The organism is Kitasatospora sp. MAP12-44 (genome assembly GCF_029892095.1).
In the GTDB taxonomy this organism is placed as follows: Bacteria; Actinomycetota; Actinomycetes; order Streptomycetales; family Streptomycetaceae; genus Kitasatospora.
Genome location: NZ_JARZAE010000004.1, coordinates 7,643,571 through 7,656,146, shown reverse-complemented (window position 1 = coordinate 7,656,146; position 12,576 = coordinate 7,643,571). Strand labels below are relative to the sequence as shown.

At 71.5% G+C, this 12,576-nt stretch carries 11 protein-coding genes; 8 read left to right on the top strand and 3 right to left on the bottom strand.

Features of this window, described 5'->3' with window-relative positions:
* The first annotated feature begins 54 nt into the window (after window positions 1-54).
* Window positions 55-2,562, top strand: a complete 2,508-nt coding sequence (locus tag P3T34_RS34880; protein ID WP_280670081.1) for a DUF3516 domain-containing protein — start codon at window positions 55-57, stop codon at window positions 2,560-2,562.
* A gap of 64 nt (window positions 2,563-2,626) precedes the next feature.
* Here P3T34_RS34880 and P3T34_RS34875 read toward each other — a convergent pair whose 3' ends face one another.
* Complete coding sequence (locus tag P3T34_RS34875) at window positions 2,627-3,475, bottom strand: hypothetical protein (RefSeq protein WP_280670079.1); 849 nt, start codon at window positions 3,473-3,475, stop codon at window positions 2,627-2,629.
* Between the two features lie 176 nt (window positions 3,476-3,651).
* On the opposite strand from P3T34_RS34875, the gene bioB reads away from it, so the two are divergent.
* The 3 genes from bioB to bioD all read left to right on the top strand — a co-directional run bounded on the left by bioB (window position 3,652) and on the right by bioD (window position 6,977).
* Window positions 3,652-4,917, top strand: a complete 1,266-nt coding sequence (bioB, locus tag P3T34_RS34870) for a biotin synthase BioB (RefSeq protein WP_280670077.1) — start codon at window positions 3,652-3,654, stop codon at window positions 4,915-4,917.
* Window positions 4,918-5,016: 99 nt separating this feature from the next.
* Complete coding sequence (locus tag P3T34_RS34865) at window positions 5,017-6,249, top strand: adenosylmethionine--8-amino-7-oxononanoate transaminase (RefSeq protein WP_280672569.1); 1,233 nt, start codon at window positions 5,017-5,019, stop codon at window positions 6,247-6,249.
* A complete protein-coding gene (gene bioD / locus P3T34_RS34860; protein WP_280670075.1) occupies window positions 6,246-6,977 on the top strand; it encodes a dethiobiotin synthase in 732 nt (243 codons plus the stop codon). Before P3T34_RS34865 ends, bioD begins: the two co-directional genes overlap by 4 nt.
* On the opposite strand, the gene P3T34_RS34855 is transcribed toward bioD, so the two are convergent.
* A complete protein-coding gene (locus tag P3T34_RS34855; protein WP_280670073.1) occupies window positions 6,974-7,657 on the bottom strand; it encodes a methyltransferase in 684 nt (227 codons plus the stop codon). The genes bioD and P3T34_RS34855 overlap by 4 nt on opposite strands.
* Before the next feature lie 253 nt (window positions 7,658-7,910).
* Between P3T34_RS34855 and P3T34_RS34850 the strand changes: the two genes are divergently transcribed.
* Window positions 7,911-9,068 carry an ROK family protein gene (locus tag P3T34_RS34850; RefSeq protein ID WP_280670071.1) on the top strand — a complete coding sequence of 386 codons (1,158 nt, stop codon included), beginning with the start codon at window positions 7,911-7,913 and terminating at the stop codon, window positions 9,066-9,068.
* A gap of 39 nt (window positions 9,069-9,107) precedes the next feature.
* Here P3T34_RS34850 and P3T34_RS34845 read toward each other — a convergent pair whose 3' ends face one another.
* The gene (locus P3T34_RS34845; protein ID WP_280670068.1) at window positions 9,108-9,932 is read right to left on the bottom strand and encodes a GntR family transcriptional regulator; all 825 of its coding nucleotides are present in this window, start codon (window positions 9,930-9,932) and stop codon (window positions 9,108-9,110) included.
* Window positions 9,933-10,155: 223 nt separating this feature from the next.
* On the opposite strand from P3T34_RS34845, the gene P3T34_RS34840 reads away from it, so the two are divergent.
* The 3 genes from P3T34_RS34840 to P3T34_RS34830 all read left to right on the top strand — a co-directional run bounded on the left by P3T34_RS34840 (window position 10,156) and on the right by P3T34_RS34830 (window position 12,411).
* A complete protein-coding gene (locus tag P3T34_RS34840) occupies window positions 10,156-10,953 on the top strand; it encodes an exodeoxyribonuclease III (RefSeq protein WP_280670066.1) in 798 nt (265 codons plus the stop codon).
* Window positions 10,954-11,174: 221 nt separating this feature from the next.
* Window positions 11,175-11,378 (top strand): transposase, encoded by a 204-nt coding sequence (locus P3T34_RS34835; RefSeq protein ID WP_280670064.1) that lies wholly within the window; start codon window positions 11,175-11,177, stop codon window positions 11,376-11,378.
* 451 nt (window positions 11,379-11,829) lie between these two features.
* Window positions 11,830-12,411, top strand: a complete 582-nt coding sequence (locus P3T34_RS34830) for a LuxR C-terminal-related transcriptional regulator (RefSeq protein WP_280672568.1) — start codon at window positions 11,830-11,832, stop codon at window positions 12,409-12,411.
* Window positions 12,412-12,576 lie beyond the last annotated feature (165 nt).

The window sequence follows — 12,576 nt, the reverse complement described above, 5'->3', positions numbered from 1 at the left end:
TCCCGGGCACACCGTTCTTTGCCGTGCGGCCGCGCGAGCAGGCAAGATGGGCCGGTGACCCTCCTAGATCTGATGCCCAGGCCGGCCGACCCCGATGCGCTGTACACCACCTTCGCGGGCTGGGCGGAGGAACGGGGCATCACGCTCTACCCGGCCCAGGAGGAGGCGCTGATCGAGCTCTTCACCGGCGCGAACGTGATCCTGGCGACCCCCACCGGCTCGGGAAAGAGCCTGGTGGCGGCCGGTGCGCACTTCGCGGCGCTGGCGGAGGGCAAGCGGACCTTCTACACCGCGCCGATCAAGGCGCTGGTCTCGGAGAAGTTCTTCGACCTGTGCAAGATCTTCGGCACCGAGCAGGTCGGCATGATGACCGGCGACGCCAGCGTGAACCCGACCGCGCCGATCATCTGCTGCACCGCCGAGGTGCTGGCGAACATCGCGCTGCGTGACGGCGAGCGGGCCGACATCGGCCAGGTCGTGATGGACGAGTTCCACTTCTACGCGGAGCCCGACCGCGGCTGGGCCTGGCAGATCCCGATCCTGGAGCTGCCGCACGTGCAGTTCCTGCTGATGTCGGCGACGCTCGGCGACGTCCGCCGCTTCGAGGAGGACCTCAAGCGCCGCACCGGCCGCCCGACCACCGTGGTCCGCTCCACCACCCGCCCGGTGCCGCTGTTCTACGAGTACCGCCGCACCACCCTGCACGACACCCTGGAGGAGTTGCTGACGACGGGTCAGGCCCCGGTCTACGTCGTGCACTTCACCCAGAAGGAGGCGGTGGAGCGGGCCCAGTCGCTGATGAGCATCAACATGTGCTCCAAGGCGGAGAAGGACGCCATCGCCGACCTGATCGGCCACTTCCGCTTCACCACCAAGTTCGGCCGCAACCTCTCCCGGTTCGTCCGGCACGGCATCGGCGTGCACCACGCCGGCATGCTGCCCAAGTACCGCCGACTGGTCGAACGTCTGGCGCAGGCAGGCCTGTTGAAGGTGATCTGCGGGACGGACACGCTCGGCGTCGGGGTCAACGTGCCGATCCGCACGGTGCTCTTCACCGCGCTCTCCAAGTACGACGGCGTCAAGGTGCGCACGCTGCGCGCCCGGGAGTTCCACCAGATCGCCGGCCGCGCCGGACGAGCCGGCTTCGACACCGTCGGCCAGGTGGCGGCGCAGGCCCCCGAACACGTGGTGGAGAACGACAAGTTGATCGCCAAGGCCGGCGACGACCCCAAGAAGAAGCGCAAGGTGGTCCGCAAGAAGGCCCCGGAGGGCTTCGTCAGCTGGAGCGAGGAGACCTTCGAGCGGCTGATCGCCGCCGACCCCGAACCGCTGGTCTCGCGCTTCCGGGTCAGCCACGCGATGCTGCTCTCCGTCATCGGCCGCCCGGGCAACGCCTTCGAGGCCATGCGCAAGCTGCTCACCGACAACCACGAGGAACGCAGCTCGCAGCGCCGGCACATCCGTTCGGCCATCGCGATCTACCGCTCGCTGGTGGCGGGCGGCGTGGTCGAGCGGCTGGAGGAGCCGGACGCGGAGGGCCGCATCGTGCGCCTGACCGTCGACCTGCAGGAGAACTTCGCGCTCAACCAGCCGCTCTCCACCTTCTCGCTGGCCGCCTTCGAGCTGCTGGACCCGGAGTCGCCGACGTACGCGATGGACGTGGTCTCGGTGGTCGAGGCGACCCTGGACGACCCGCGCCAGATCCTGGCCGCGCAGCAGAACAAGGCGCGCGGCGAGGCGATCGGCGAGATGAAGCGCGACGGCGTCGAGTACGAGGAGCGGATGGAGCGCCTGCAGGAGGTGACCTACCCGAAGCCGCTGGAGGAGCTGCTCACCCACGCCTACGAGGTCTACCAGCGGGCGCACCCGTGGATCGGCGACTACCCGCTGCGTCCCAAGTCCGTGGCGCGCGACCTCTTCGAGCGCGCGATGACCTTCGTGGACTACGTCGGCCACTACGACCTGGCCCGCACCGAGGGCATCGTGCTGCGCTATCTCGCGGGCGCCTACAAGGCGTTGGAGCAGACCGTCCCCGAGGACGCGAAGACCGACGAGCTCAAGGACGTGATCGCCTGGCTGGGCGAACTGGTCCGCCAGGTGGACTCCAGCCTGCTGGACGAGTGGGAGCAGCTGGCCAACCCGACCGACGACGGCGCCCCGGCCGTCGCACTGGACGAGAAGCCGCTGCCGGTCACCGCCAACGCCCGTGCCTTCCGGGTGCTGGTGCGCAACGAGATGTTCCGCCGGGTCGAGCTCTGCGCGCTGGAGCACTACAACGTGCTGGGCGAGCTGGACGGCGAGTACGGCTGGGACGCGGACCGCTGGGGCGACGCGATGGACGCGTACTACGAGGAGCACGAGGACCTCGGGACCGGTCCGAACGCCCGCGGCCCGAAGATGCTGCTGATCGAGGAGGACGAGGACTCCTGGCGAGTGCGGCAGATCTTCGACGACCCGGCGGGCGACCACGACTGGGGCATCAGCGCCGAGGTCGACCTGCACGGCTCCAACGAGGAGGGGCGCGCCGTCCTGCGTGTCACCTCGGTGGACCGACTGGGCTGAGCATCGTGACCGAGGAGCTCCTGACGATGTGTCAGGAGCCCCTCGGTCAGTCCCAACAGCCCCATCAGCCCCAGATAAAGGCCGCCTCGGCGGTGTAGGAGGCGGCCCAGGTGGCGTCCACCAGCTGCGGGTCAGGCGTGCTCGCACCGCCGGCGCCGACGGTGCCGTCCACGAACCGCGAGGTCGCCACGGTCACGTAGTGGTGCACCGCCTCCACCCGCGAGGCCGACTTGACGGGCGCGCCGGCGGCCGGCGACGGGTCGGCGATGGTGGTGTCCGGCTGCATGAACGCCAGCAGGCCGGGCTGCGCGTTCAGCTCGGCGGCCACCTTCTGGCCGGTGGCGTCGTCCGCGAACCGCAGGATGGTGACGCTGGACTGCACCTTGCCGTCGGTCCGGCTGAAGCTGACCGTCAGATAGCCCTGGCAGCCGGCGCCCTGCAGGATGGTCCTGGTCCGGTCCTGCAGCGTCTCGGTGCAGTCGTTGCCCTGCCGGGCGCCCGAGCGCTTGGCGTGGTAGCCGTTGAGGTCGATCAGCCGAGTGGCCGGGAAGTAGCGGTCCGCGGTGAACGGGTTGGGGTCGGCGAGCGAGGTCGCCGGCGGGTTGCCGACCACCGGGGGCGTCCGGTCGGCGTCCTTGCTGGACGGGCCGAGGCCGGGCAGCCAGTCGCCGGGGTGCGGCCTGGTGATCACGAAGACGACCGCGCCGATCGCCAACACCGCTGCGCCGAAGCCCAGTACACGCCGCGAGCTGCTGCGCAGGCCCGCTCTCCCGGCTCTGCCGCGCGCCTGGGAGAGTTCCCGGGTGAGTGCCTGGCCGCTGCTCGGACCGGGCACCTGACGGTGCCCCAGCCCGTCTCCCGGTCCGTCCTCGGCGCCTGCGGGTATCGGGTGGGATTCCCCCTGCGTGGTCATGGCGCAGATTGTAGGGGTGGATCCGAGAGGCCAGGTCAGCGGCCCTGGTCTGGAGGACGGCGAGCCGCGCCGCGGCCGTCATATGCAGGAACTGTGACAACTCGCACACCGCTGGAGCGATCTTCTGGCGGTTTCCCTCTGGCGCCACTCAAGGTTCCCCGGGCAGGATCAGACGCATGGATCTGCTTGACACCCTCACCGCCAAGGGCCTGCGCCGGGAGCTCCCCACCCGGGAGGAGGCGCTCGCCGTGCTTGCCACCACCGACGACGAGCTGCTGGACGTGGTCGCGGCCGCCGGGCGGGTGCGCCGGCAGTGGTTCGGCCGCCGGGTCAAGCTCAACTACCTGGTCAACCTGAAGAGCGGCCTCTGCCCCGAGGACTGCTCCTACTGCTCGCAGCGCCTCGGCTCCAAGGCCGAGATCCTCAAGTACACCTGGCTGAAGCCGGATCAGGCCGCCGAGGCGGCCGCCGCCGGGGTGGCCGGCGGGGCCAAGCGGGTCTGCATGGTGGCCAGCGGGCGCGGTCCGACGGACCGCGACATCGACCGGGTGACCGACACCATCGCCGCCATCAAGGACCAGGACCCGGCGGTCGAGATCTGCGTCTGCCTGGGCCTGCTCTCCGACAACCAGGCCGAGCGGCTGGCCGCGGCCGGCGCCGACGCCTACAACCACAACCTGAACACCTCCGAGAGCACCTACGGCACGATCACCAAGACCCACACGTACGCCGACCGGGTGGACACCGTCAACAAGGCGCACGGCGCCGGGCTCTCCGCCTGCTCCGGCCTGATCGCCGGGATGGGCGAGAGCGCCGAGGACCTGGTGGACGTGGTCTTCTCGCTGCGGGAGTTGAACCCGGACTCGGTGCCGGTGAACTTCCTGATCCCGTTCGAGGGCACCCCGCTGGCCAAGGAGTGGAACCTCACCCCGCAGCACTGCCTGCGGATCCTGGCGATGGTCCGCTTCGTCTGCCCGGACGTGGAGGTCCGGATCGCCGGCGGGCGCGAGGTGCACCTGCGCACCATGCAGCCGCTGGGCCTGCACATCGCCAACTCGATCTTCCTGGGCGACTACCTGACCAGCGAGGGCCAGGCGGGCCAGGCGGACCTCGACATGATCGCGGACGCCGGCTTCGAGGTCGAGGGCACCGGGCAGACCACGCTGCCGCGCCACCGCTCGGAGGCGGCCGCGGGCTGCGGGAGCCAGGGCGGCGGCTGCGGGAGCGGTCACGCCGAGAGCGCGGGCGGCTGCGGCGGCCACGGCGAGAGCGCGGGCGGCTGCGGGCCGTGCGGCGGCTCCGCTTCGGCTCCCGTCGAGGCGGCCGAGGGCGTAGCAGCGGTCGAGGCAGCTGAGGAGTCCGAGGAGTCCGACGAGGTCCGCGCCGACCTGGTGCGGGTGCGCCGTCGCGGCGCCGGCACCACGCTGGCCCCCAACGCCTGACGACCCGATCCACCGAGGAACACCGACACCGTGGCACAGCTCCCCCCGCACTCCCTGCTCGCCCTGGACCGGGCGCACGTCTGGCACCCGTACGGCCCGATGCCCGGCACCTCGACGCCGTACCTCGTCGAGTCCGCCTCGGGCGTCCGGCTGCGGATGGCCGAACCTGTCGGCGGGCACCGGGAGTTGGTCGACGGCATGTCGTCCTGGTGGGCGGCCGTGCACGGCTACAACCACCCCGTGCTGAACGAGGCGGTGCGCGACCAGCTGGGCCGGATGAGCCATGTGATGTTCGGCGGGCTGACCCATGAGCCCGCCGTCCGGCTGGCCACCCGGCTGGTGGAGATCACCCCCGAGCCGCTGCAGCACGTATTCCTGGCCGACTCCGGCTCGGTCGCGGTCGAGGTCGCGATGAAGATGTGCCTGCAGTACTGGCGGTCGGTGGGCCGGCCCGCGAAGCAGCGGCTGCTCACCTGGCGCGGCGGCTACCACGGCGACACCTTCCACCCGATGTCGGTCTGCGACCCCGAGGGCGGGATGCACCAGCTCTGGGGCGGGGTGCTGCCGCATCAGCTCTTCGCGGGCGAGCCGCCGGCCGGCTTCGAGGCCGAGGTCGACCCGGTGTACGCGGCGGCCCTGGAGGACCTGATCGCGCGCCATGCCGAGGAGCTGGCCGCGGTGATCGTCGAACCCGTCGTCCAGGGCGCCGGCGGGATGCGCTTCCACTCCCCCGGCTATCTCCGGCTGCTGCGCGAACTCTGTGACCGGCACGGCGTGTTGCTGGTCTTCGACGAGATCGCCACCGGCTTCGGCCGGACCGGCGCGCTCTTCGCCGCCGAGCACGCCGGGGTCTCGCCGGACGTGCTCTGCCTGGGCAAGGCACTGACCGGCGGCTACCTCACGATGGCCGCCACCCTGTGCACCAGCGAGGTCGCGGACGGGATCAGCCGGGGCGAGGTGCCGGTGCTCGCGCACGGACCGACGTTCATGGGCAACCCGCTCGCGGCCGCGGTCGCCAACGCCTCGATCGAGCTGCTGCTCGGCCAGGACTGGCAGGCCGAGATCAAGCGGATCGAGAACGGCCTGCTGGACGGCCTGGCCGGCGCGGCCGAACTGCCCGGCGTCGCCGACGTACGGGTGCTGGGCGCGATCGGCGTCGTCCAGCTCGACCACCAGGTCGACGTCCGGGCGGCCACCGAGGCGGCGGCCCGCGAGGGCGTCTGGCTGCGGCCGTTCCGGGACCTGATCTACACCATGCCGCCGTATGTGACCGGGGACGACGACCTGGCACGGATCGGCGCGGCTGTCGCGGCGGCGGCGGTGGCAGGATGACGCTGCTCTTCGTCACCGGCACCGGCACCGAGGTCGGCAAGACGGCGGTGACGGCCGCCATCGCGGCGCTCGCCGTCCGCGCGGGCCGCTCGACGGCCGTCCTGAAGCCGGGGCAGACCGGTGTCGGCGCGACCGAACCGGGCGACGCCGAGGAGGTGGTCCGCCTGGTCGGCGCACCGCTGACCACGCGTGAACTGGTCCGCTACCCCGAACCGCTGGCACCCGAGACGGCAGCCCTGCGCTCCGGCCTGCCGTACCTGACGACTCGCCAGTTCGCCTCCGCAGTCGACGAACTGACGGATCATCATGAACTGACCCTGGTCGAGGGGGCGGGCGGCCTGCTGGTTCGCTACGACCGGGACGGGTTGACGCTGGCCGACCTGGCGAGGGCCAGCGAGGGAGCCGAGGTGCTGCTGGTGGTGGCGGCCGGGCTCGGCACGCTCAACGCCACCACGCTCACCGCCGAGGCGCTGCGCGCCCGGGGTCTGCGGCTGGCCGGCCTGGTGATCGGCAGCTGGCCCGCCGCACCCGACCTGGCCACCCGCTGCAACCTCGCCGACCTGCCGACCGCCGCCGGCGCCCCGCTGCTGGGCGCCCTGCCGGCCGGCGTGACCGCCACCCCCGGCGCCGCCTTCGCCGAGCTGGCCGCCGCCTCGCTGGCACCCGCCCTGGGCGGCCACTGGGACGCGGCCGCCTTCGCTGAGCAACACCGGCCGGACCAAGCCTAGTTGAGCTGCCAGACGGTGGTGGTCTTGAGAGCGCTGTCCTCCAGGTCGGCGACCACCGGGACCTGGTAGGCGGCCAGCGCCGTGAAGCGCTCGCGCGGGAGGTAGGCCCGGCCCGGGTCACCGACGATCACCAGGGCTCCCCTGGCCTGCGCCCGCTCCAGGAACGGCAGGAACCGGCCGGCCATCGCCCGCTCGTAGAAGACGTCCCCGGCGAGCACCACCTCGGCGGGGCCGCCGTCGCCGTCCAACAGGTCCTCGACCGCCGCGTCCACCAGGACGCCGTTCGCGACGGCGTTGATCTCGATGGCCGCCACGGCGTAGGCATCGATCTCCGCGGCCCGCACCGACGTCGCACCGCGCAACGCGGCCGCGATCGCGACCAGCCCGGAGCCCGCCGCCAGGTCGAGCACCGTCCGCCCGCGCACCACCTCGGGGTGGTCGAGAACGTACCGGGCGACCGCCACGCCACCGGCCCACGCGAAGGCCCAGAACGGCGGCGGCAGGCCGATCTCGCCGCGCGCCGCCTCCGTCCGCTCCCAGAGGGCGATGGCGTCCTCGGCCATGTGCAGGCTGACCTCGGGGACGAAGGGAACGAGAGTCAGGCTGGTCTCCTCCTGCACAAAGGCCTTATCCGACAAAGTGGTTGCTTCTGGACAGAGGGTGCGAATCTCGTTCGGCATGCCCGCAGCATAAGCCCAGCCGGCCACCGGATCCGACGGATCTCGCGGATCTCACCGTTCGATACCGAACCGGTCATGAGCTGCACAAATGCTCGCGACAAAGGGTGGTCACGAGTACGATCCGGCTGACGGCCTCCGGCGCGGCGCGCCCGCGTGACGCCACCGGGCGGCCGGTCCTCGCGGGGCACCGGACGTCACCGCGCACTCGTCACCGCGCGCCAGTGCTGTCGCGCGTACGCGGAAAGGCAGCGTCTTGGCGGATCGGCTCACCGGAGGAGACTCCTCGCTGCTGCGTCGCATCAACGCCGCGGTCACCCTGCGGGCGCTGCGCGACGGGCAGTCCGTTACGCTGACCCAACTGGTCGGCGACACCGGGCTCTCGCGGCCGACCGTGGAGGGCGTGATCGAGGGCCTGGTCGGGTCCGGGCTGGTCGCCGAGGTCGAGCAGACCCAGGACAGCGGCCGTCAACGCGGCCGCCCCGCACGATGGTTCCGGTTCCGCGCGGAGGCCGGCCACACCCTCGGGATCGAGATCGGGGTGCACGGCGTCCGGGTCGTGCTGGCCGATCTCACCGGCGAACTGATCGCCAGCCACTCCCGGTTGGTGGACGAGGGCCTGGACGCGGAGGAGCGCGTCGGCGCCGTCCGCTCGGCCGTCGCCGACGTGCTGCGCAAGGCTGGCATCTCGCGTGACAACCTGTGGGCGGTCGGCGTCGGCAGCCCCGGCATCGTGGACAAGGACGGCTCGGTGCGACTGGGCACCGCGATGCCCGGCTGGACCGGCCTGGACCTCGGCGCGCGGCTGCGGCGCTCGTTCCGCTGCCCCGTACTGATCGAGAACGACGCCAACCTCGCCGCCATCGCCGAACACTGGCAGGGCGCGGCGGTCGGCATGGGCGATGTGGTCTTCGTGCTGGCCGGGCTCAGCCCCGGCGCGGGCTCGCTGATCAACGGGCGGCTGCACCGCGGCTTCGGCGGCGCGGCCGGCGAGATCGGCGCGCTGCACCTGCTCGGTCGGCAGGCCACCCCCGAGCGGCTGCTCTCCACCACCGGCAAGCCGGTCGACCCACTGGACGAGGCCGCCGTGGCGCGGGTCCTACGACTGGCGCGCGAGGGCGACGAGGTGGCGCGGGTGGCGATGGACCGCTTCCTCGGCCGGCTGGTGCACGACGTGGCGGCCCTGGTGGTGGCCATCGACCCGCAGTTGGTGGTGATCGGCGGCTGGGCGGCCGGGCTGGACGGCGTGCTGGACCCGCTGCGCGAGCAACTGGCGCAGTACTGCCTGCGGGCGCCGGAGGTGACCCTCTCGGCGCTGGGCGAGGACGTGGTCGCGCTCGGCGCGCTGCGGCTCGCGCTCGACCAGGTGGAGGAGCAGCTCTTCGCCGTCGACCAGCCGACCTCGCGCGGCTGAGCGCCTCCTGGCGCGGAACGCCTCAGGTTCGCTGCTGGGTCAGGAAGCCGACCGGGCGGCCGGGACGGCGGGCACCGGGGTGACCTCCACCAGGCCGGTCTCGCCGAAGGTCAACCGGCAGGTGTCGGCGCGGTAGGTCGAGGTGGCCAGCGCCGCCAGCCGGCCGCCCGCCGCGTACTGGGTGGTCACCACCAGCACCGGAGTGCCCGGCGGGCGCTCCAGCAGCGCGGCCTCCTGCGCCTCGGCGACACCGAGCTCCACCGAGCGGGACTCGCCGTCCACGCCCAGCCGCTCCAGGCGGCGCAGCACGGACTTGGCGAGCTCGACGGTCTCCGACCCGGACCCGGACCCGGTCGACCCTGACCCGGCCGGCTGGGCACCCGACAGGCGGATGGCGGGCAGCTTCTTCAGCGTCGCCTCCGGCACGTGCAGCGACTCGGTGGCCACGATCTGCGCCTGCACCACCCGCACCCGCCGCACCGTGTGGACGGTCTCGCCGACTGCGACGCCCAGCGCCCGCGCGAGCTGCTCGGAGGCCTCGGTGGTGGTGCAGTCGACCGCGCGCCAGGACTGGTCGCGGCTGCTGGCCGGCCAGCCCTCCTCGCCCCGGTTGACCGCGACGCCCACCCGCGGCGCCGCCACCAGCGTGCCGATGCCGCGGCGGCGCACCAGGCGGCCCTCCAGCTCCAGCTGGTCGAGCGCCTGGCGCAGGGTCGCCCGGGCGACCCCGAAACGGGCCGACAGGTCACGCTCGTTGGGCAGCACCTGGCCGGTGGAGAACTCCGTGTCGATGGCGCGCAGCAGGACCGTGCGCAGGTGCCAGTACTTCGGCTCCGGAACCGCCGCGAGCTGTGCTGTCGCCACCCTGTCCTCCACCCTTGCCGGACCGCGCCGCAGGCCCGACCTGCTGCTCCTGCCAGGTGGGGGCCTCGGGCTTTATCCGTCCTTCTTTATTAAAGGTCCTTGCAGTAAGTGACCCTAGGCGGTTCCCGAGGAGATGGTCAAGACCAATGACGCGCCCTTGGCGGAACCCCGACAGCCAGCGCGGCGGCTCGGCCCGCCCGTACGCCCCCGGTACGCTGCCTGGGTGATCGTCGTAACCACTGTGAATGTCAACGGGATTCGGGCCGCCGCCAAGAAGGGCTTCGTGGAGTGGCTCTCCGCGACCAAGGCGGACGTCGTCTGCCTGCAGGAGGTCCGGGCCGAAACCGACCAGCTGCCACCGGAGTTGAGCCAGCTGCCGGACTGGCACGCCGTCTGGGCGCCGGCCACCGCCAAGGGCCGGGCCGGGGTCGCGGTGCTGTCCCGCGTCGAACCGACCCGGACGCAGATCGGATTCGGGTCCGAGGAATTCGACAATTCGGGCAGATATGCCGAAATCGACCTTCCGGGCCTGACCGTCGCCAGCCTCTACCTCCCCTCCGGCGAAGCCGGCACCGAGAAGCAGGAGGAGAAGGAGCGCTTCATGGCGGAATTCCTGATCCACCTCACCGCCCTGCGCGCCCGAGCCGCCGCCGACGGCCGCGAGGTGGTGGTCTGCGGCGACTGGAACATCGCCCACCAGCAGGCCGACCTCAAGAACTGGAAGGCCAACCAGAAGTCCGCCGGCTTCCTCCCCGAGGAGCGCGCCTGGCTCACCCAGGTCCTCGACGAGGCCGGCTACGTCGACACCGTCCGCGCCCTGCACCCCGACCAGGAGGGCCCCTACTCCTGGTGGTCCTACCGCGGCCGCGCCTTCGACAACGACGCGGGCTGGCGGATCGACTTGCATTGTACAAGCCCTGGCCTGGCCGAGAAGGCCCAGTGGGCCAAGGTGGAAAGGGCAGCCACCCACCCGGAGCGCTGGTCCGACCACGCGCCAGTGACCGTGGCGTACGACGTCTGACGCTTCTCAGTTCGGGATGGCCACCGGGTCGCGCCATAGACAAGCGGCCGGAGTAGGTCAGATCAGCACCTGTCGTACTCCGCTCCGCCGACGAGCAGCACCGCCCCGGTTAGGGACGATCGTCCGGGAACAGCATCTCAACGATCCGTACTGCCTCCTGCGGTTGCTTCCGCGCCAGAATCCGCAAGGGCGGTCAGCCGGAGGCCTACTGCCACCGGCAGATGTTGGATGCGAGCCAGTACCCGGTCGACAACGGCATCAAGTGGCGCGCGATGCCTGCCGACTTCCCGACCTGGGACCGGGTCTACGCCTTCTGGCGCCGCTGGCGTGACCGCGGGCTGGTCCGGGAGTTCCATGACCGGCTCCGGCGCAGGGTCCGCGAGAGCGAGGGACGCGGAAGCGGGTGTCCTCGACGTAGATGGTGACGGCAGCACCATCTGTCAGTCCCCCCGGCGGGGCAGAGCGGCGGCCGAGTGCTTTCCGGTCCGGAGACAGGTACTGGCACGGGTGGTTGTACGCCGGTGCACCGCCGCGACTCGGGCGGATGCTGATCCCGCACTCAATCGGACGCAGATCAGGCGGCCGAACCAATATCCGTCCTTCCCGGCGGCGTGTCGGCCCAGCTGTCCCGGTCTGTCCGCACCACCTTCATGTGCCCTGCAGCGTGCGTCGTTTCGGCGGCATCGCGAGTGCGACCCGGTCGTGAGGCCGGGAACCCAACGGGACTGCCGTCGACAGATCTGAAGGGGAATGAGTTCCTTGGCGATTTCCGCTCCCGTTCCGGTCGAGTTAGTACAGACCGTGGCGCACAATGCCGAGCCCGACCATGCCGGGTCGGCAGAGGCCTGTCCGCTGCCCGAGCAGCCGGGTCTGAACATGGCCTGCCTCGACCGGACGCTTACCATCCAGGAGGCGAACCAGGAGTTCTTCCGGCAGTTCGGGGACTCCTCGGGGGGTCTCTGCGGCCGCACTTTCTGCGATCTCGTGCACCCCAGCGTGCAGCAGCCGCTGCTGCGTCAGTTCTCCGGCCTCATCGAGGGGCGACGCGACCGGTTCGCCACCGACGTCATCGCAATGGGGGCCGAGGGCCCGGCGTTCACCGTCCCGCTCACCGCTGTTGCGGTACGCGGCGGGACACCCGACATCTCCTCGATCCTGGTGATGATGCCCACCGGATACAGCTCGGCGGACGCGGGGGTCGCCACCAGCGGCAAGAAGATCCTCAGCGAGATCGACGCGCGCATCCTCGAAGGCATAGCGGCCGGTGTCTCCACCGTCCCGCTGGCCACGAGGCTGTACCTGAGCCGCCAGGGCGTCGAGTACCACGTGACCTGTCTCTTGCGTAAGCTCCGCGTCCCCAACCGTGCCGCGCTCGTCTCCCGGGCCTACTCCATGGGGGTTCTCAAGGTGGGCGTCTGGCCGCCGAAGGTCGTCCAGGACTACGTCAAGGCCAAATGATGGCACTCGCTGCGCCCGCTTCCGTACTCGCTGAGGACCGAGAGGCGGGCATGGCGAGCCGCGCGTGGCTCTGCGCCAGAGGTGATCTGGGAGGGCGCCGCACCAACTCGGCCGCAGCTGGGACATTGTCGGCCCCCTTAACGAGAGGTCGGACGACGCCAGTCT